This is a genomic window from Bradyrhizobium icense (assembly GCF_001693385.1).
GTDB lineage: Bacteria > Pseudomonadota > Alphaproteobacteria > Rhizobiales > Xanthobacteraceae > Bradyrhizobium > Bradyrhizobium icense.
In genome coordinates this window covers 2552798-2572686 of record NZ_CP016428.1, presented here as the reverse complement: position 1 = coordinate 2572686, position 19889 = coordinate 2552798, and the positions used below count along the sequence as shown (strand labels likewise).

At 58.4% G+C, this 19889-nt stretch carries 20 protein-coding genes and 1 pseudogene; 10 read left to right on the top strand and 11 right to left on the bottom strand.

Annotated elements, in window-relative coordinates; all coding sequences use genetic code 11:
- Positions 1 to 329: 329 nt before the first annotated feature.
- From LMTR13_RS12145 to ku, 4 genes are all read right to left on the bottom strand, one after another.
- The gene (locus tag LMTR13_RS12145) at positions 330 to 1994 is read right to left on the bottom strand and encodes a recombinase family protein (protein WP_065728086.1); all 1665 of its coding nucleotides are present in this window, start codon (positions 1992 to 1994) and stop codon (positions 330 to 332) included.
- Between the two features lie 190 nt (positions 1995 to 2184).
- Complete coding sequence (locus LMTR13_RS12140; RefSeq protein WP_335622076.1) at positions 2185 to 2829, bottom strand: cell envelope biogenesis protein TolA; 645 nt, start codon at positions 2827 to 2829, stop codon at positions 2185 to 2187.
- Between the two features lie 22 nt (positions 2830 to 2851).
- Positions 2852 to 3757 carry a ribonuclease Z gene (locus tag LMTR13_RS12135; RefSeq protein WP_065728085.1) on the bottom strand — a complete coding sequence of 302 codons (906 nt, stop codon included), beginning with the start codon at positions 3755 to 3757 and terminating at the stop codon, positions 2852 to 2854.
- 82 nt (positions 3758 to 3839) lie between these two features.
- The gene (ku, locus tag LMTR13_RS12130; protein ID WP_065728084.1) at positions 3840 to 4766 is read right to left on the bottom strand and encodes a non-homologous end joining protein Ku; all 927 of its coding nucleotides are present in this window, start codon (positions 4764 to 4766) and stop codon (positions 3840 to 3842) included.
- Positions 4767 to 4947: 181 nt separating this feature from the next.
- Here ku and LMTR13_RS12125 point away from each other — a divergent pair, with 181 nt between their 5' ends.
- The 10 genes from LMTR13_RS12125 to LMTR13_RS12080 all read left to right on the top strand — a co-directional run bounded on the left by LMTR13_RS12125 (position 4948) and on the right by LMTR13_RS12080 (position 15235).
- Positions 4948 to 5352: a hypothetical protein gene (locus tag LMTR13_RS12125; RefSeq protein ID WP_156795583.1), complete on the top strand. Its 405-nt coding sequence runs from the start codon at positions 4948 to 4950 to the stop codon at positions 5350 to 5352.
- A 22-nt stretch (positions 5353 to 5374) separates the two neighbouring features.
- Positions 5375 to 5824 (top strand): hypothetical protein, encoded by a 450-nt coding sequence (locus tag LMTR13_RS12120; protein WP_065728082.1) that lies wholly within the window; start codon positions 5375 to 5377, stop codon positions 5822 to 5824.
- Between the two features lie 2 nt (positions 5825 to 5826).
- Positions 5827 to 6555, top strand: a complete 729-nt coding sequence (locus LMTR13_RS12115; RefSeq protein ID WP_065728081.1) for an SOS response-associated peptidase — start codon at positions 5827 to 5829, stop codon at positions 6553 to 6555.
- Positions 6556 to 6682: 127 nt separating this feature from the next.
- Positions 6683 to 6949 (top strand): hypothetical protein, encoded by a 267-nt coding sequence (locus LMTR13_RS12110; protein ID WP_065728080.1) that lies wholly within the window; start codon positions 6683 to 6685, stop codon positions 6947 to 6949.
- A gap of 48 nt (positions 6950 to 6997) precedes the next feature.
- Positions 6998 to 8101, top strand: coding sequence for a DNA polymerase IV (dinB, locus tag LMTR13_RS12105; protein WP_065732623.1), 1104 nt, complete (start codon positions 6998 to 7000; stop codon positions 8099 to 8101).
- A gap of 308 nt (positions 8102 to 8409) precedes the next feature.
- Positions 8410 to 9516: an NAD(P)/FAD-dependent oxidoreductase gene (locus LMTR13_RS12100; RefSeq protein ID WP_065728079.1), complete on the top strand. Its 1107-nt coding sequence runs from the start codon at positions 8410 to 8412 to the stop codon at positions 9514 to 9516.
- A 378-nt stretch (positions 9517 to 9894) separates the two neighbouring features.
- Positions 9895 to 10479, top strand: a complete 585-nt coding sequence (locus LMTR13_RS12095; RefSeq protein ID WP_065728078.1) for a hypothetical protein — start codon at positions 9895 to 9897, stop codon at positions 10477 to 10479.
- On the top strand, positions 10476 to 11084 hold the full coding sequence (locus tag LMTR13_RS12090) for a hypothetical protein (RefSeq protein WP_156795582.1): 609 nt from the start codon (positions 10476 to 10478) through the stop codon (positions 11082 to 11084). Before LMTR13_RS12095 ends, LMTR13_RS12090 begins: the two co-directional genes overlap by 4 nt.
- A gap of 382 nt (positions 11085 to 11466) precedes the next feature.
- Positions 11467 to 11844 (top strand): hypothetical protein, encoded by a 378-nt coding sequence (locus tag LMTR13_RS12085; RefSeq protein ID WP_065728076.1) that lies wholly within the window; start codon positions 11467 to 11469, stop codon positions 11842 to 11844.
- A gap of 97 nt (positions 11845 to 11941) precedes the next feature.
- Positions 11942 to 15235, top strand: a complete 3294-nt coding sequence (locus tag LMTR13_RS12080) for a DEAD/DEAH box helicase (RefSeq protein ID WP_065728075.1) — start codon at positions 11942 to 11944, stop codon at positions 15233 to 15235.
- Positions 15236 to 15332: 97 nt separating this feature from the next.
- Here LMTR13_RS12080 and LMTR13_RS12075 read toward each other — a convergent pair whose 3' ends face one another.
- The 7 genes and pseudogenes from LMTR13_RS12075 to LMTR13_RS12040 all read right to left on the bottom strand — a co-directional run bounded on the left by LMTR13_RS12075 (position 15333) and on the right by LMTR13_RS12040 (position 19869).
- Entirely contained in the window at positions 15333 to 15917 is a 585-nt protein-coding gene (locus LMTR13_RS12075) for a Fic/DOC family protein (RefSeq protein ID WP_065728074.1), read from the bottom strand.
- 6 nt (positions 15918 to 15923) lie between these two features.
- A complete protein-coding gene (locus tag LMTR13_RS12070) occupies positions 15924 to 16124 on the bottom strand; it encodes a hypothetical protein (RefSeq protein WP_065728073.1) in 201 nt (66 codons plus the stop codon).
- 65 nt (positions 16125 to 16189) lie between these two features.
- Positions 16190 to 17230, bottom strand: a complete 1041-nt coding sequence (locus LMTR13_RS12065; RefSeq protein WP_156795581.1) for a hypothetical protein — start codon at positions 17228 to 17230, stop codon at positions 16190 to 16192.
- A 68-nt stretch (positions 17231 to 17298) separates the two neighbouring features.
- Entirely contained in the window at positions 17299 to 17553 is a 255-nt protein-coding gene (locus LMTR13_RS12060; protein ID WP_236843357.1) for a WGR domain-containing protein, read from the bottom strand.
- Positions 17550 to 18212 (bottom strand): annotated as a pseudogene (locus LMTR13_RS12055) (recombinase family protein). The gene LMTR13_RS12060 and the pseudogene LMTR13_RS12055 overlap by 4 nt, the downstream one beginning before the upstream one ends.
- A 687-nt stretch (positions 18213 to 18899) precedes the next feature.
- Entirely contained in the window at positions 18900 to 19325 is a 426-nt protein-coding gene (locus LMTR13_RS12045; protein ID WP_156795580.1) for a hypothetical protein, read from the bottom strand.
- An 82-nt stretch (positions 19326 to 19407) separates the two neighbouring features.
- Positions 19408 to 19869 (bottom strand): hypothetical protein, encoded by a 462-nt coding sequence (locus LMTR13_RS12040; RefSeq protein WP_156795579.1) that lies wholly within the window; start codon positions 19867 to 19869, stop codon positions 19408 to 19410.
- Positions 19870 to 19889: the final 20 nt, after the last annotated feature.

The following is a 19889-nucleotide window of genomic DNA, read 5'->3' as shown; positions in this document are numbered from 1 at the left end:
CGTTGGGTGCCGGTGGGCTATCGCAAATCGCATGGACTGGATTTCGGCCTGTTCCCGAGCGGCCTTACCGATAGCAGATTCTCGGGCCGCTTGCGCCAGGGTGTTCGAGGCCGTCAGTATCGAAACTGAACGGCTGCGCGTCACTTCGGAAAATCCGAAATTTCAATTGACTGGTCAGGCAAATCAGGTTTTATGGGGCACCTGGGATGTTTCCAGGGAGAATGTAATGTCGGACCAGTGTTCCGAGCTCGTCCAGATTTCGAAGCTCAATGGCGATTTCAGGAGACACTACGGCAAGGTATTGGGCGCAATTCTCTATCTGCGTTCCATTAGTGCCGCGCGCGAACGTTCCTGGTTTTGGGCCGGCTTGGTTTCTTTCGCTTGTTCGTTCGTCTTGGCCTGGTTGGCGAGACACGGCTGGCCGATATAAATCTCGCTTTGATGTCCCGAATAAGTTCGCGAACGGTGTCGACGCAAACGGCCTGGTGGCGAGCTAAAAGGCCATCTGACAGCGTCAGGTAAGGGGTCGTAGTGTCTGCTGACGCCAACAATACATAGTCTTGAACCACCTCGTTGGTGTCGTTCAGTCGCAAGTAAACGCACAGCTCGGATCGCTTCTTCCTCAGGTGGGCTCTCCATAGTGCAACGTGGTTTGGAGTTCTCTTCGCCATTTTCCGGACCACCTGAAACGAGATGATCTTTCTGCTTCCGTTCCGTGCCAGCCCCGTACCATCGCCAGTTGGATTCAAGCGAATCCCGAGATCGGTCCTTAACGCCTCCGCAACCTTTGCCGCGAGCTTTGACAGAACCTCGGTCCAGTGATCTCGCACGTCGAACCATCTGCAGTCGCGCGAACCTTCATAGCCGATGAGCTTGTAGGCGTTTCTTATCGAGCCGAAATGCTTGACGTAACATGCGGGAGAGGGAAGTCCCGGCGTGTTTTTGATGATGCTGGAGCTAAGCTTTCCTTTGCGACCGAGCGTGAGACGGAGCCTGCGCAGCATCTGGTCTTCCGGGATTGAGATATACCGCTCGGCCATGATTTTTTGGGCGCGCGCGAAGAGGTCTTGATCAACCACTGGGGCGACCACCGATGAGGTCCGAATCCACAGGTGATCAGGGTTGTTGACCTGCTTCTGTCCAAGGCGCCGGGACGTGCGGTTGTAGACGAGGTTTCCGATATAGTTCTCGTTCTTGAGAATGTAGTGGACCATGAGGTAGGACCAAGGACGCCCATGGTGATTGGGGATATTCGTTCTATTGAGCTGCCGTGCGATTTCAACGTCGGTCTTTCGCTCCATGACGAACTGCTGGAATATCCATCTGACGACGGCCATCTCCTCGTCAGACCCCAGCCGAAGCCGCACACGGTCCGTTTTCAGCGCTTTGTACTCACCCTTCACTAACCGGCCCTTCGAGCGTTGCCCCTCATCGACCATCTCCCTGCCGAGCCCGAACGTGAGCGAGCCACCAACGCGATAGCCAAGGCTCGCGATCCGGCAGTGGCCGGCGTGCACCTTGACGCCAAGCTCTCGACTGAACTCCGCGGCCATGACGCGCTTGATGTTCTTGATGATACTCGACAGAAGACTTCCGTCGTTTTCGAATTGTTCAGCGCAATAGGCGACCTTGACGCCGCTTTGCTTGCAGACAAACTCATAATGCGCGCTTTCATCGACATCCTGGAAGCGTCCCCATCGGCTGACGTCGTAAACAAGAACGTGCTCAAAGTCAGTGTTTCCTGATTGAACATCCTTGATGAGTTCGGCGAGGGCCGGCCGCCGGTTGATCCTCACTCCGCTGCGCCCTTCATCGACATAAGTCCGAACGATAGTAAGGTTCCGTTGCTGCGCGTATGCCGCGATGGCGGCCGCCTGGTTCTGGGTCGAATAGCGCTGAAGATCGGTGGACATTCGAACATATTGCGCCGCGCGAAGCGCCTTCTGGGCTTTTGCCAGTTGGGTATTGCGGCGAATGACGAGCGCATTGACCATGGATCAACGCTCCGGGCGGAAAACGCAATGAGGAACGACCGGTTCCTCTAGGGCCAGGGACAGCTTTGCTCCGCCCGAAGGCGCTGGATGCGCAAATCGCTGTTGGAGAGCAACAGGCTGCTGCGCTCCTCGTGCTTCACCAGAGTATCAATCGTATCGAGCAAGTGACCGCGGTGTCATGGTTATCCACTCACCGGTTGCTTCCAGGTAGTGGCTGCTTAACCTCGCGCCCGTCGCAACGCATCTTCCAGTCGCGTCCTCTCCTTCTCCAACGCGCCTCTTCGGCCTGCGATTTGTCCTCGAGAGCCTCTAGTTCGGCTCGAATGCTTGCTGCTTTCTCTTCATGCTTCCGGCGGGCTGCGTCCAAGACGCCTCGTGCCTTGTCGATGGCGTGCTGCCGTCGCTCGCGCTCCTTCTCCCGGGTGGCTTCTTCCTTCGCGCGTTCGCGCTCGTGGCGATTGTGCTCCTTCTCGAAATCGAGCGCGGCCTTCCGTTCGGCCGCCGGGTCGTTGCCTCGCCTCGGGGGCTTCTGTGCCCTGCGGCCATGCGATTTGCGGCCTGACGTCCTCGAGCCGTGGTCGCCGGCGAGATCGGTAGGCAGTTCGGCGTGCTCCTTGAAGGGCCCGCTGGAACCGACGGAGCGTTTCAGGACGACGCCCGGCGCCGCCATCGTCGCTGCGATAACGTCGGGATCCTCGCTTTGCTTCGCCATGCCTTGGTGAAAAAGATTGCTGTCCGCGCCCCAGGCTTCCAAAGCCGCCTTCATCGAAGGCGCCGCTATCGCCAGGTCGAAAAAGCCTAATGATGTCTCGTAGGTCTTCAGCTTCTTCGCCATGCATGCACTCCGCAGCGGCCGGCTAGATCACGATATGATCGAAATCCATGGCAATCCGGCTATTTGGAAACGCCTTCTTCGCCTCCGCCAATAGGTCCTCATCGGTATAGCGTCCGGAAATGTGAGTCAGGACGAGCTGCTTCACGTCGCACATGGCCGCAAGTGCGGCCGCTTCACCTGCGGTGAGATGTCCGTAGTCGCGCGCAATCGCGGCGTCGCGGTCCAGAAACGTGGCCTCGATGACGAGCACGTCCGCGCCGCGAACCAGCTCGGCCAATCCCTCAGTGGTTTCGGCATCGCCCACGATGACGAGCTTCCTGCGCCGCTCTGGCGGACCGAGGACGCCTTCGGGATCAATTGTCCTACCGTCCGCAAGTGTTGCCGGTCTTCCTTCCGCCAGCTCCTTGCGCAAGGGACCATCCGGCACACCGAGGGCGGCGAGGCGGTCCGGCAAAAGGTGACGGCGAGCCCGACTTTCAAACGAGAAGCCGAAGCTGTCGGTATCGCGGTGGCGAACCGGGAAGCAGGCAATTATGAACTTGCCTCCGTCAATGACCTGACCTGGCGTCAGCGGAACGAGTTCGAGTGGAATGGGTGCCCTTCCCTCGCCCCAGAGCCCGGCGAGCATCCCGACGACGACTTCGAGCGTGGCGGGGCTTGCGTGTATCGTCATGACCTCAGCGCTCTGTCGCAGCCGCAGGGTCGAAAAGAGACCAGGAATGCCAAGCACGTGGTCGAAATGGCCGTGGGTCAACAAGAGCCGATCGAGCCTTCGAAAGCCCGCGCCGCTGCGCAGCAGCTGGCGCTGCGTCCCCTCTCCGCAATCCACCAGAATGCGGTGACTTCCGGCCTCGACGAGGAGTCCAGGATGATTCCGCTCAGCCGACGGAACACTTGCCGATGTCCCCAGGAATGTAAGCGCGAACATCGTAGGCCGGCTTCCCCCTCTTACCGGCATTGGTAGCCGAGAACGCTCACGCGTGGTTTTTGCCGATCATGCGGTATCACAATCAGGCGGACTTGCGCTGCGGCCTGGCTGCCGGTTTCTTCGCCGCCGTCTCCTTCGGCTTTTTGCCGGCGATCGGCATCAACATTTCCTTTTGTCCGGCTGCCGCCTTTCGCGGCTTTTTCACCGGCTTCTTCGTGGCCTTTGTTTCGGCCGCAGCCCCGCCGACGCTTCGTCGCAACGCCTCCATCAGATCGACCACGTTCTCGCCACGCGGTCGCTCCTTTGGCGTGATCGGCTTGCCGGCACGCTTCTGGTTGATGAGATCGATCAGCGCGGTTTCGTACTGATCCTCAAATTTCTCCGGCTCGAAGCGTCCAGACTTCTGGTTCACGATATGCCTGGCGAGATCCAGCATGTCCTTCGTGATCTTAACGTCCTGGATATCGTCGAAATACTCCTGTTCGGAACGAACTTCGTAGGGATACCGCAGGAGCGTCCCGACCAACCCTTTGTCCAGCGGCTCAAGCGCGACGATGTGCTCGCGATTGGTCAACACCACACGGCCGATCGCGACCTTGTTCATCTCGCGGATGGTCTCGCGGATGACCGCGAAGGCATCGTGGCCCACCTTGCCGTCCGGACGCAGATAGTAGGGACGGATCGAGTAACGTGGATCGATCTCGGACTTCTCGACGAACTCGTCGATCTCAATGGTACGTGTGGACTCCAGCGCGAGCTCTTCGAGCTCTTCCTTCGTCACCTCGATGAATTGGTCCTTCTCAAGCTGATAGCCCTTGACGATGTCCTCGTTGGCGACCTCCTCCCCGGTATCCGCGTCGACCTTGAGGTATTTGATGCGGTGACCGGTCTGCCGATTGAGTTGGTTGAACGAGATTTTCTCGGACTCGGAGGTGGCCGGATACAGCGCGACCGGGCAAGTGACCAGGGACAGACGCAGAAAGCCTTTCCAGTTGGCGCGGGGGGCCATGTACGCAGTACTCCGTTTTCGGGGCAGCTCGGATTCAAGACGAAGGAAAGGGGCTGGTTCCGACACTCCTTTCCAGTTTTGCGCCTCTCAATTTGGATCCGCCCCGTCGCAACCAGAAAAATCATTCCCATCCGCCGTTGGTCGGACTCGACATTTGTTCTTGATATGTTCTAATTGTGCCATGAACGATCGACCGGCGGGTTGGCGGATGCCTACCCCGAAACAAATGGAAAAGCTGGCCGCTTCGCTTGGAGGTAAAGCCATAGGGGCGCGCCCTCTTGGCCCCCAAGACGAGATGCCCGACGAATATTGGCAGGCCGTGCTGAATGATGCCTATGTCGGCAACAGACCTTTGGGACAACCGAGCGCTGGGCAGCGCCTCTCCGAAATCCCGCAGCATGTCCTGCGGGTGTCCTGTCGCAGGTGCGAGCGCATTCTCGAAATCCAGAAGGCCGATGCCATCCGCCTGTATGGGCAGCAAGCCAGCAGGAGGGAGGTCGGGCAACGACTGCTAGACAACACCTGTCAGAACCGGACTGGCCGCCATGAGGAAGACGGCTGCTGGCCGGCCTTCGAGCCCATCTGATCATGGCCCGGCTTCGTTCCGGATGACCCCCAAGCATCACCCGACGCCTTTGTCCGGCGGAGACCGCAAGGCCTTGAAGAAGGAGCTCGGCAAAGCGCGGGCGATGACGGGCATTTTGGCCACGCAGTCGGACGAGCTGCGCGCCAAGGGAGACGCACTGATCCGCCAGGCCGATCGGCTCCTGGCTGAAAGCTGGAACGAGCGAATGTGGGCCGACGGAGAACCGGTCGATCCCTCACCGACCGTCGACCAGGCGATAAACGGCGGCTATCCTTTGCTTCAGATCGAGTGCTCGCGCTGCAAGGCGCCGAGCCAGGTCGATCTCGCTGCCCTGCTCCATCCACCGACAACCTTCGTTCATGATCTCGCCAGCAGGCTGCGCTGTCAGAAATGCGCCAAAGCGGGCCGGCGCCCCCCGGCGACGCTGCTGCAACTAACTCAGCGGCCGCGCATCGTGCCACCGGAGGACTGACCGTGTGCAATCTCTATTCGATGACCAAAAACGTTGACGCGATCCGTCGCCTGTTTAGCGCACTCAACAGCCGCGTCGGCAACCTGCCTTCGATGCCTGGCATCTTTCCGGATTACCCAGCGCCGATAGTTCGCAACGCGTCTGACGGTCGTGAGATCGTCATGGCTCGATGGGGCATGCCGTCCTCCCAGCAGGCCCTCCTGGACGCTACCAAGAAACGAGCCGAGAGGCTCGAGGCCAAGGGTAAGCCGGTCGATTTCAAGGAATTGCTTCGGATGGAGCCGGACAGTGGCACCACTAACATCCGAAACGTGGGCAGCGCGCATTGGAAGCGGTGGCTCGGGACCGAGCACCGTTGCCTCGTCCCCTTCACGTCGTTCAGCGAGTACGACACGATCGAAGGCAAGAAGGTGCCGGTATGGTTCGCTCCGGACGAAAGCCGCCCACTGTTGGCGTTCGCCGGTCTCTGGACGAACTGGACCAGCGTCAGGAAGGCCAAGGAAGGAGAGGTCACGATCGATGTCTATGCCTTCCTGACCTGCAAGCCGAATGCCGAGGTGGCACGCGTCCACCCGAAGGCGATGCCGGTGATCCTGACGACAACCGAAGAGTACGATGTCTGGCTGCGCGCCCCCTGGGATGAGGCCAAGGCGCTCCAAAGGCCGTTGCCGGATGGAGCGCTAAAGATCGTTGCGACCGGCGAAAAGGAAGATCCCGCGCTGGCCGCCTGACATTCTGCACAGGCGGACGGAACACGTGGAAAAGCCATAGGCCATGCAATTCGGAATCCCTGACCTGTGTTAGCAGCCCGGAACGGACGGCGAGGCGTGATGATTCGCCCGGTAGGAGCGATTTCGAATGCTGATGACGAAGGAGAGGCGACCTGCGATCCGGACGCTACGCGGCTGGGCGATTTCGGTGCTCAGCGAGGCCGGCGCTATCAGCGAATGCGAGGAGCATGGGTGGATGCAGGACCGCGCCGATCCGCATGCCCGCGACCGCGCATTCCAGATCGCTCGGGCGGATCCGCCGGCCGGCGTTTCGCCGCAAGTGGCTGCCGTCGCGATCGCCGAGGTGCTGGAGTCGATCGGCGACACCTGCCCTGAATGCCCCTCGGCGGATTGAGGCTGACTTGGCCGCGACTTGGCTTGCGGCGCCCTGTACAATCTGCCCATGGTCCCGCCCGATCCGGAAATCAGCGTTTCGACAGCGCCTCACCGCAAGATCATCCATATCGATATGGATGCCTTCTACGCGTCGGTCGAACAGCGCGATAATCCGGACCTGCGCGGCAAGCCGGTGGCAGTGGGCGGTTCGGCCGAACGCGGCGTCGTAGCCGCCGCGAGTTACGAAGCCCGCCATTTCGGCGTCCGCTCGGCGATGCCGTCGGTCACTGCGAAACGGCAGTGTCCTGACCTGATCTTCGTCAAGCCACGCTTCGAAGTTTACAAGGCGGTCAGCCGACAGATTCGCGAGATCTTCGCCGAGCACACGTCGATTATCGAGCCACTTTCGCTCGACGAGGCCTACCTCGACGTCACCGAAAACCTGCAAGGCATCCTGCTGGCAAGAGACGTCGCGCTGCGGATCCGAGAGAAGATCAAGGCTGAGACCGGCCTGAACGCGTCGGCGGGCATCTCCTACAACAAGTTCCTGGCGAAGCTCGCCTCCGATCATCGCAAACCCAACGGGCAGTATGTCATCTCGCCGAAGATGGGACCGGCCTTCGTCGAGGAGCTGCCGGTCGGGAAGTTTCACGGTATCGGACCGGCAACCGCCGCCAAATTCAACGCTTTCGGGATTTGGACCGGCCTCGACATTCGCAACCAGTCCCTCGCCTTTTTGCAGGAGAACTTCGGTAAATCCGGCACCTACTACTACTGGATTTCACGCGGCATCGACGAACGCCCTGTACGCACCAATCGCATCCGCAAATCGATCGGCGCCGAGAACACGTTCTTCACCGATCTCACGGAATTCGACGCAATGCTTGCCGAGCTCCAGCCGTTGATCGACAAAGTCTGGCGACATTGCGAGTCGGTGGGCACCCGAGGGCGAACAGTGACACTTAAGGTGAAGTTCGCCGATTTCGAGATCATCACGCGCAGCCGATCCGTGTCCGCGGTTGTCGCGAACCGCGACGAACTCGCACGTCTGGCGATCGGTCTGCTGGAAGACGCCATGCCCCTTCAAAAAGCGGTGCGCCTCCTGGGAGTGTCGCTGTCTTCCCTGCAAGGCGAGAACGATACGTTGCCGCAACTGGATTTCGGAATTTAAACCGGAATAGGGCAACGCGATAAGCATCCAGCCAGTCTACGCGAGGGGCATCGGCCAACCGGCGTGATTGGTCTCAGACATAACCTCTCCTTTCGTTGACTCTTGGTTCCAAACCGTTGGAACCGCACGCCAGAGGCGCCGGGTGCGTCAGCCCTTGATCAGTGCCCACGCGCGCAAGCATGGTCGTTCCGCTGGCGGACACTTCTGTATCTAAGGTCCGTCGACAAGCTCAAGGAGACAAAGGGACAGCCGACGCGTTAGCATCCCGGACCTCCTCGGCGTTTTGATAGCTTGCAAGCGGAGAGACCATGCGCGTTGTGATTTGCGGCGGCGGCGTAGTGGGCGCCTGCACGGCCTACTTCCTCAGCCGACGCGGCGCCCAGGTGATCGTGGTTGAGAGCACTGAGGTTGCCGCCGCAGCATCTGGAAAGGCCGGCGGATTCCTGGCACTCGACTGGTGTGCCGACACGCCGCTTGACGCACTGGCCCGACGCAGTTTCCAGCTGCACGCCGCTTTGCCGCAGGAGATCGCCGACGATTGGGGCTATCGTCCCATGACCGCTTACAGCGGCTTCGTCGCCTCCGAACGCGACCCGCGCCGCCAGAAACCTTCGGAACTCGACTGGCTCTCCGACGGCGTTGTCATTTCGTCGCGGTTAAGCACCACTGAGACGACGGCAATCGTTCACCCCCGCATGTTCACCTCCGCTATGATGCGCGCCGCCCAAGCGCGCGGCGCCGAACTGCGCCGCGGGCGCGTTACTGGCGTGGTGAGGCATACCCACGCCACAACTGTGCGGGGCGTTGAAGTTGACGGCGACATCATCGAGGCAGACGCCGTCGTTGTTGCCATGGGACCGTGGTCATTGCTGGCGGCCGAATGGATGAGCTTGCCGGCCGTTTTCGGGCAGCGTAGTCCGAGTCTTGTCTACGACACCGGCGCAGACGTTCCCCCACACGCACTATTTCTAGACTATCACGATGAGACCGGAGACATGCTAAGCGTTGAGGTGTTTCCGCGCGCAGACGGCAGCACCCATATTACGGCTCTATCCGACGTGGTCCCGCTGCCGATCGACCCCACCGCGGTAAAGCCGGATTCAGAGGCCATCGGTCGCCTGCAGGCCATTGCCGAACGATTGTCGCCAGTCTTCCGCCCAGAAAGGATCCTCGCGCGGCAAGCCTGTTTCCGACCGGTCACACATGACGGCTTGCCGTTGATAGGCAAAGTCCCACGCAGCGAGGGACTCTATGTCGCGACCGGACACAATGTCTGGGGTATACTCAACTCACCAGCGACTGGCGAAGCCATTGCCGAATTGATCGCTGACGGCGCAGCACGAAGCGTCAACCTGGCGCCGTTCGACCCAGTAAGACTCCCTGCGCTCGATCCTTCGCTGCTGCGTACAAGTTGAATGCAATGCGAATTGAACAGTATGAGTGAATGCCGAGATTTCGGACAACGAGCCCCTGAACCGCCTCCATCCATGCATTCGACGTAAGGAAGTGTGGGTCAGTCCAGTCCATCGGACTGGTTGCCGATTCGAGTCCTCCGGGCCCACCAATGATTTTAGTGGACTACGACGTCTTCCCCCGCTTCGCTCTCTCTTCAACCAATGAAACAATCAATCCTACGTTCCTGCTGGGTGCGGACCCACTAGCGCTAGCAGCGCCGCGCAGATGACCGGGCGGTCGACTCCAAAGGTCAAATAACGCTTGGCACCTCACTTCGTTGTTTTTTTCTTGTGCACTGCCCTAAGTTGAGAAATTATCACCTTGGGGGAGGCAGAGGAATGCAGAAATTTCTGCTAGCAATTTCAGTTGTCGTGATCGCTATTTTAGGTGGCGCGCTCGCAGTCATTCTTCAGGACCCGCAGGTTTCAACGCTGGAGCTAGATCGGGACAGGGCTGCTCTTTCCGCAGAGATTTCAGCCATCCAAGCGGAAAGCGCGAAGTATGAATCGGGACTACTCAAGTCATTGATCGAAGTTCGACTGGCGATCACAAAAAACACGCTAGCAATGCTTGATCAGAAGCGCACGGCCTTTATTCGACGAGTATCTTTGAACTATCGGTTGGATAGTCGACCAGTCCACGAAGCTTCGGACCAAGAACTAAAATTGATTATTGATGACCTTTCACAGGCAGAACGGAAAGCTAATGCGTCAAAGCAAGAAGCGGCAAGGTATTCAGGCGGGCTTCTTCAGGCCGTGGCTCTTATGAAGGCCGAAACGGACGAAATGAGCGTGTCACAACTTCGGCTAAAATTCTACTCTGCAAAGCATGGGATTCCTATCGCACTTCCGAATGTTTCGGACAACGTGAAACCACCGACACAGCCACCGGGAAAGATCGTCAAGGATCGCGAAGCGTTATGACTCTGAACAGATCATTCTTGTTTGCCTGCATTGTGATTTGGTTACCTAACTCTTCCGCGTTTGCTCAAGCGCCAACGACTGAGGCGCCAATTGGCCTTAGTTGGGGAAGTTCAATTTCGGAGGTGCGTGCAAAAGGAATTGAACTTACCGAATTCGAGGGCCTAGATTTCGGCAAGAGTTACATCGCGACAAAAATGGAGAAGGCATTAGCCGACCAAAGTGCTGCCTTGCTGTCATTTGGTTTCAACGACAAGCTTTGGCGCGTCTTAATAACCAGCCGACCATTTTCCGACGATCCCGCAGGCACCGCCGTTCTTACACGTTACGGCGAGCTAGCAAGCCTACTGTCAGAAAAGTATGGAAAGCCAAGTCAAGTTCACAAGCTTGGCGACTCGATCTATGCACAATCGGGGTACTTTGTGGCAGGTATACGCGGTGGTCAATCAAAGTGGTTTACGAACTTTGACACTTCCAACCTCGCTATCCAGTTGGGAATTACCGCGACTGATAGCTCCACGGCTGGTTGGCGCATCATTTACGAGAACAAGGTCTATCGTCGCGATTTTGATGCTTCGAAACGATCACGAGAGAAGGGTACGCTTTAATCCGCGCCGAAAGATCTGGAGTACACCGTACAAATACGGGGCTTAAGTACTGCGTGTAATGTAGTTGTATTGCAATTGTTACTGGAATAGGCTTCCGTAGCTAAATTTCGAAAACACTTTCAGATTTTCAATTGCGACAAAATGCTTGGCAGTACCGGTCTTGCTGATTAACAACCGAGACTAGGACTTCTCCACTCCCATCGGTCGACGTCGCGCAGCTTCACTGAGCAAAATCGGGCGAAAGCAACGCACCTTGCTAAGGAGGACTCCATGGCCACGATCCGTATCCCCATAGGGGAACCATTCGGAACGATCCCCCCTCAACACCAACGCCGTCTGCGCGGCAATCCCTGATCCGGTTTCGCCGGAGACAGCATCGGACGTGCTCATCGACTCCGCTGACGGACGCTCGATTACTGCGTTGGTTGGGATTGACGAATTGGGCAAAATGCTGGGTGACAATTTCGTCGAGTTCGTCGCCGCCGACCAAGCACGGTCAATCTGCTTTGTAAACCGAATGGCATGGGTCAGTATCACATCTCATCCGCAGATCGCCGGCGTTTCCCAGATAAACTTCGCGAACCGCCGCCCGCTCGGCGTCGCCGGTTCGGTCATCCTCCTGTGTGGACAACATAAGCGCGCGGCGACGACGAACACGACAGAATGCCGACAGCTGGCCGACACTCCACGTAACCAGATGATCAAATTGATTATTTTCAGGCTATGCCTAGACTGCGGTCGCGCACTTTCCACAGCCTGAGGATGCTCGTTCCCCCGCACTCCCTTTCCGGTGTATTCTAGCGCCGGGGAATCGGAAATGGCTGAGGAAAGCAGTCTCGGGGCTGCCACCATATATTATGAGTTTATTTAAAAAATGGACGCGGCCTGTCCGGCTGCCGTCCGCGCCTGAACGTCGGCTGAGCGCCGGGAAAAACACCATCACTCAGACCGCTTTTCATGAAGCGGTCGTTTCGGCCGACTTTTTCGAGTCGCAGCTTTCCGGGCACGACCTCATCAAAACGAAGCTGAGCGCTCCCTTCGATGAGATGCTAGTGCGCTTTCCGAAGGCGCACCGTGTCACCACTCCCCTGCCCGTGCTGACCGCTGTAGACCCCGAAGACTACAAGCAGTCATCCACTCCGCTCGAATTGACATGGGACCGGCTTGGCGCCCTGGAAGCCTGGGCCGATAGCCCCGAAAAGGTGCTGGAGTCCTGGCGAAACCGCTTCATTTTCGCCGTCGAGGATCTCGACCACGGCCATCCCGGTTTGCGTCTGCCACAGATCGGCGCTCTGCACGCCATCGCGGCGCACTTCTCAGTGGGCAGGGAGTTCGAGCCCGCCACCGTTGTGCTGCCCACGGGAACGGGCAAGACCGAGACCATGCTTGCCGACCTCGTGTACCGACGCGAACGCAAAATGCTCGTCCTGGTGCCAAGTTCGATTCTGCGAAACCAGATCGGCGCGAAGTTCTCGACCCTGGGCGTGTTACCTACCGCTGGCGCCGTACCCGTTGAACTTGCTCGGCCGTTCGTGATCAAGATTACGAAGGGCATCAGCACGGTGGGCCACGCCGAGGCTATTGTGAATGCATCGAACGTCATCATCGCCACGCCCGACATCCTGAAGGCGTCGGCCCCTGACGCGCTGCGCCGGCTGCTGGAAGGCTGTTCGATCCTGGTCGTCGACGAAGCCCATCACATCACCGCGGCGACATGGAGCGAGGTGCGGGACCGCTTCACAGCGAAGAAGATCATCCAGTTCACCGCGACACCATTCCGTCGCGATGAAAGGAAGGTCGACGGCAAGATCATTTTCAATTTCAAGCTCGGCGATGCGCAGGAGGCGGGCTACTACCGGCCCATCAACCTTAGGAGCGTCGAAGAGTATGGCGACCAGTCGACGCGCGATCAGAAGATCGTCGCTGAAGCCGTTGCCGTCCTGAGACGCGACCGGAACGAGCTGGGCCTGGACCACCTACTGTTGGCGCGGACCCGGACCAAGGAACGCGCCGAGGAGGTGTGGAAGCACTACCGCAAGCTCGCACCGGAAATGAAGCCTGTGCTGGTCTATTCGGGCCCCGGCCGCAAGACGGGGAACGCAAAGTCGATGGCGCAGCTCTACGACCGGGGCGTCAACGGGTCCAGGATCGTCGTCTGCGTCGACATGCTGGGCGAAGGCGTTGACCTTCCGAACCTAAAGATTGCGGCCTTGCACGATACGCACAAATCGCTTGCGGTTACGCTGCAGTTCATTGGCCGCATCACCCGCAAAGGCGACGACAGGACGATCGGTGAGGCCACCGTTGTCACCAACATCGCCGACCCCGAGGCCGAAAGAAAGCTGGGCGATCTTTACGCGGAAGGAGCCGACTGGGACAAGATCATCAAGCGGCTCAGCGAGGAGCGGATCGAGCAGGAAATTCGGCTCCAGGATGTCGTGGCTGGGCTCAAAAGCAAAGGCACCCTCCACAATCAGCTGTCGCTCTGGAACCTGCGGCCCCGCTTCTCTACCCAGATTTACCGCACACGCTGCCTGGCCTGGTCGCCGACCCTTTACACGCAAGTGCTGAAATCAAGGGACGAGAGCTGGTACGCACTGGACGAAGCCCAAAACCTGATGGTGGCGGTCGTCCACCGTGAAGAGCCGGTGGACTGGGGCAATTACCAGACCCTTGAGGAGACCAACTACTACCTCCTGGTGATGTGGTGGGACCAGGCAAACCAAGCCCTGTTCATCTACGCGAGTGACTACGAAGCCTTGCGCACCGAGCAGCTGGCCTCCATCGTGACCGGCGACAACGCCCGCCTGCTCTCCGGCACGCCGATATTCCAGATTCTCAACAACGTGGAGCTACCACTGGCCAAGAGCCTGGGGTCGTCGCGCGTCGGCGCGATCAGTTTCACGTCCTACTTCGGACCCAACGTCACGGAGGGCCTGGCCAGCATCGAGAAGGCGGAGTCCGAGCTGAACAACATCGCCTGTATTGGGTATGAGAACGGCGATCGCGTGCTGTGGGGCGGTGCCAAACGCAAAGGCAAGGTTTGGCAGCAGCGAGCCGGCACCCTCGCCGAGTGGGTGGAATGGTGCGGCAGGACCTGGCTGAAAGTCTCCGCAGAGAAAGCATCCGCGCCCAACATCACCGAAGACTTTCTGAGGCCCTTGCGGCTGACATCACCGCACAACTCCTATCCGATCGCAATCGAGTGGGGAGAGCACGCCCAGAATGCCTTTTCGGATCAGTTCGTGTTTCTCGGCACAACGAGCATCCCCTTGTACCTGGTCGATCTGGAGGTTGCCGCGGTCCAGCAGGATGGGTCGATCGATATCCGGCTCTCGTCAGAGACGTTGAGCGCGACCTACCGATTGAGCATTTCGAGCAGCTTTCCGGCCGGCTACCGCCATACGAAGGTCTCGGGGCCAGATGTCGGCTTCAAAAAGAAAAATAAGGAAGTCGTGCCGCTCGACGAGCATCTCGCGGTCGATCCATTTGTCGTGAGGTACGCTGACGGGACCTACTCCTACAATTGCTATCACATCCCGACTAGCCTGAACGCAGGCCGTTTCCTGGCTGCGCGGCTCGAAACCTGGCCCTGGAAGAATATCCCGCTGAACCGGGAGTCCATGGGCAAGTCCCGCGACGCCAACACCATCCAGCACTACGCATTCCAACGCCTCAAGGCCGATTTTGACCTCGTCTTCAACGACGACGGTTCGGGTGAAGCAGCCGACCTCGTCGGCCTGAAAGAGGTTGACGAGAAGACCATCCGCCTCTGCCTTATTCATTGCAAAAACGCCTACAAGGGCGTGATTTCACAGGACATCCAGAATTTTTATGTGCTTTGCGGACAGGCGCAGAAAAGCGTGACCGTCAAGCACCACGGGATGTCGCGGCTCTACAATGATCTCAAGCGCCGCCACGAACTCTGGATGAAGGATGGCCACACGCGCTTCCTCAAAGGTGACATCAAGCAGTTGGCCTACTTCAGGGACAAATCCCGTCGTGCAACGGTCGAGTTTGAAGTCATCATCGCGCAACCCGGTGCATCTGCAGCTGCTCTCAACGATGATGCGTTGCTGCTCCTCGGGACGACGGAGTTATACCTGAAGAAAACGGCGGCTGCCGGCTTGCGCGTCATCGTTTCGCCATAGCGCGTCTCCGGTCAGGCTATGCCCCTGCCGACGCGGCATTGCACTCCGGCAGAATTCCGTTGCCTAACGTCAGCAAGCCAGATTTTGAATGGGCCGATCAGTCCGGCTGGTCCTCGATCAGCGCCTGGATCAACGCGGCAAGGGGCGCTTCGTCGCCGTGAAAGCTCGCGATCATCGCGTCGAGGAAGGCCTCGGGGTCGAGGTCCTCAAGATCGATCGGATATCCGGCCTGATCCGCGAGCAACAAGAAGAATGACAGCTGCGTGCGGCCGTTGCCTTCGCGGAACGCATGAATGACGTTGAGTTCGGAGAGGAAGTGGGCCGCCTTCTCGGCGAACTTCTTTACCTCAAGCCCGGCCAGAAATTTATCTTTCTTCAGCTGCCCAAACAGCAGCTTCGCCTGATTTTCGATGTTTTCCGGAAAGCAGAATGGGTTCCCGCCCTTCGACATGCGGACGGTTCGAATCTCCCCGGCCCAGTCGTAAACGTCCTGGAACAGGTGCCCGTGAACCGCCTTGAAGTGCGCGAAATCCAGATCGCCGGCCGGGAGTTCTTCGTCGGCCCTGGCGTCGCTCACTTCCGCTTCGAACGCGTCGAGTTCGTCCGCGTCGGTAAGATCGAGCTTGTTTTTCAGGACGGTGCTGTTGGGATAGCAGTAGTCATCGGCGACTGCATCGTACATCCCGGTCTATGCCTTCCGGTAGGCCTTGATGATCGCTTTCCGGCGCTCTTCGGGGGTGCGGGCCTTGCTTGCGGCAACCGCAGTGCTGCCCTTCATTTTCACGGAATAGACGATGCCCTCCACGGAACTGATCTTCCGGAAGCGCGCGCTGCCGATCACAAAGCCTGATGCTTTGCCCTTCTTTGAGGATGGTTTCTTGGGAGCCATGTGCGGATATTAGCACAGGCTGGGCTGACTCGCACGTGGCACGGATGCCACAGGAAGTCTCGGCATCAATTAAGCCCGCCAGACTGCCTTTGGGCCTCCTTGATGGCAGCCATGAGCTGGAAGGCAAAATCGGTCATGAAAATCACGTTGAGCGAATTCCAGAACGAGCGGTACACGACGATACCGTGAATGGCCGCGTGCCGATTCGGGACGGGATCTTGCTGAAGCTCCAAGCGGTTTTTCTCGTCGACACGGACGTACAGGTGATCGGCCAGGTGATCGAACAGGAGCAGCGCGAAATACCCGTTCAGCCTTGTCTCGCTGAGGGGAAGGTCGAGCGCCGGCTCCACCATGACCTTTTTCATGTTAACTGGGCCTGCCCTGTTGCCCTCGAACTCAACCCGGGCAACCCGCTCGATTTCGGGCAGCAGTAGCCGGCAGACCGAGCGGTAGTGGCCGTTGCGATGTGCCTCCAACGCTTCGACCATAACCGCCTTGGCTTCATCATCGATATCGAAGGAATTCACGCGCTCCCGGATCCCCTCGCCGATACGCTCCCAATTTTCGGTGTAGTGCTGCTGGAGTGTTGACCGCAGCACGTCATCATCTTGCTCGGTGAGCAAGGAAACGGGCATCGAGCGATGGGGCAGAAGACCAATTCTCTCAAGCGCGCGCTTCTGAACTTCAAGCTCCGATAGCTGCTTGAAAATTTCCAGCTGCTCGGCTGAAGGGACCGGAAACTGGAACGATGAACGGAAATTCTTGGCGGCATCGTTGAACTGATCGATGACAGACTGCGGTGGTAGCGCAATTTGGCGCATCTGCCGTTGCAGATCGGCCATCGGCTGCATTTGCTGGGTTATTTGCCGCTGCCATTCTGGAAAGACGGTCAGCGCATTCTTCCGCATTTCCGTGAATGCCGACAGGTCAACCTGCGGCACCTGGAGCGCCTCCACCTTCGGTATAGCCCTCAACGCCTTAAACGCGGCCTCGACATCGGGCGGAATTCTCGGCACCACAAGGCCTTCGATCTTCTTCATTTGAGAGGCCGATTTGAAGATCGCATCCAGGTTGGAAGGTATCTTCGGGAATTTGGGGTCTGGCATGGATCACACCTGAGATTCGCACCAAGAGTGATACATCACGCCCGGCTCCTTGGCGACCTTTCGGCTGATCATCGCAAAATCGCAAATGCGCTTTTGCGGCTAACGATAGCCGCGCTTGAGCTTTCTCGTCCAGTTGGACGCCATGGCGATATCGGCATTGCCGCGCGTGTGGTGGGTTTCGACGCGCACGGTGCCGGCGCGGCCGATCCGCCCCACTCCCTCACCAGTGTCCATTCGCCGAACAACGTCGGCTGTACGTCGAGCTTGTAGAACCGGCGCACGTTCTGCTGAGCGATGTTGCGGGTGAGCATGATGGCGGTCATGCGGTTTCCTCCTCTTGTTGTTTTTTGATTGGTCCTGGAGTGTCGGCGGTCGACTCGATGCCGAGCAGACGTTTCGCGTCGTCCCGGAGGTCGCCTTCTGGCGACACGAAGCGATAGAGTGTCTGGCGCGAGATGCCCAGTTCTTCAGAGCTGGGCCACCTTGGTGTCGCGGTTTGCCATGCCGGCCTGCGCCAACCGCACCTTCGCCGGTCATCCTGAACTTGCGCCCCCTTTCCGGCCGCGGGCCCGTGCCGAGGCTAGCCCCGCGCGTGTACGCTCGGAGATCAGCTCACGGTCAAATTCGGCCAGCGCCGCGAATACCCCGAACTGTAGCTTGCCGCCGGCCGTGGTGGTATCGATCGACGAACCGTGGCCTGCCAGCACTGTAAGCCGACGCCACGCTCTTCGAGGTAATGAACAGTGTTGACGAGATGGCGGAGATCCCGGCCAAGCCGATCAAGCTTCCAGACAACAAGGATATCCCCCTCGCGCACCGCCTTCAGGCAGGCCGCCAGCCCTGATCGATCATCGCGGCGACCGGAGGCGAGATCTGTATAGAGATACTCGGCTTTGAGGCCGGCGGCGAGCATCGCATCCTTTTGCAAGGTCAAAGTTTGAGAGCCATCCGCTTTGGATACCCTCATGTAGCCGAGTTGCATCTTCCTCCTGTCACTCAAACGTTCGGTTGCGTGACAGTCCTGGCGAAATGCCGCATCGAGTGAAAATTTGTCACTAATCCCGTATTACAGACTAAGGCTCGCAAATGGACATCGACAAGACATTAGGTGACGTTCCTGATTAGTCGTGTTGCAGAGTTGTCGTTTGAGGACCACTCGATCCTACCGCGTGTCGATCGTGAAGGTGCCGGTTGTATAGTCCATCGCCGGTCTGCAATGCTGCAGAATGTCCCGGCCTTTTTGACACCGCAGTTGCTGAACATGCCTGTGGTGCCATGACCTCCTCCGTGTACGGTCGGTATGACAACATCTGGGGCAATATCGCCCACGGCCTGAGCGTGCACCATGGAAGTGCGCGCTCCGGTGTCCACGAGGCCATAGCCATCTGGGATGATCACATTGCCATCTATTCGGACCTGTATGCGCACGAGCGGCCGGCCCACGACGTAGTCGGTGGTGGGCTGCTTATCATAGTCGAGAATGGAGATTTCCGGCACTACTTTCCTTTTCTTCAGTATTGCTTTTAGGGTTTTAATCAAATCGAATGCAGCATCGCCTAAAGCGATCACGCAACTATTTCTATAGCCCAGAAGAGGTCAAGCAGATGATCGGTAGAGTGATGATCCCCGCATACCTTTGGGCGCCGCTCCCGTTTTGACTTCGGTTAGCCTACTCCTCGGCTGGAATCGTCCAGAAGGGTAGCGCCGTCGCTACCTCTATCGCGCTTTGCCCGCGAGCCTTGTATTTTGCCTTACCATCGACGAACTCAACCGAACCAAATACGGTAAACCAGTCCATGAGGGGGTGGGTGTCTATGAACGCAGGAACCGCTGCTATCAAACGATCAATGAGCCTGACATCGCCGTACTTCTCAACGTGCGCCAGCACAGAACACGCGACCTGATGCAGGTCCTGACGCAACTCCATCAGCTCCGCGTTGAGCGCGCCAAAATCGACCTTGTTGGGCAAGTTGCCGAGAGTGAACGGAGCGCCGGATTCCGGCTGCTGCACCCTTAGCAGACCCGTGTCTCTACGCCGGCGTTTGAAATCATCTATCAGCCTCAGAATCGGTCGAGTATGGTTCATCTTTGTCACTTGGCTTTCCCCACCCTCAACAATTCGAGCCGGCCGCTGTTTTCGACTTAGTCATCGTAAAATCGTAAATGCGGCAATGCGATCAAACCAGTTTTCGGAATCGGTCGACCAATTGACCGTATCGAGCACCGTTTCCGCTGGGAAAATGCTGACACCAGGTGGCAAGGAATCGTTTCTCTAATTCCGGCCTCTTTTCACGCCGTAGAATGATGGCAATGCGCCAGGGATAGTACGGCGCCGGCACTTCACCCATCTTCAGATACCTGGCAAAGGACTCGGCAACGATGGCCGTCTGCTCTCCAAGATCGTTATCAATTCCCTTTAGATGATTTCGGAATTCGCCTTCATCGAGTGAAAGGAAGGCTGGTCCGGACGACGCTTGATTCCAGGTTTCGCCGGTCGCAAGCATTCGCTCGGCAACAGCATGTTGGCTGGCGGACAAATCAACGATCTCTTCACGGGAAAGCGGAGGCGTCTGCTCCATACACTCAATCAGTACGAGCAGTGCATCGTAGTCAATTTCACTCGCCTTGGTTTCAGACACAATGGAAGGCCCCTTCTCTC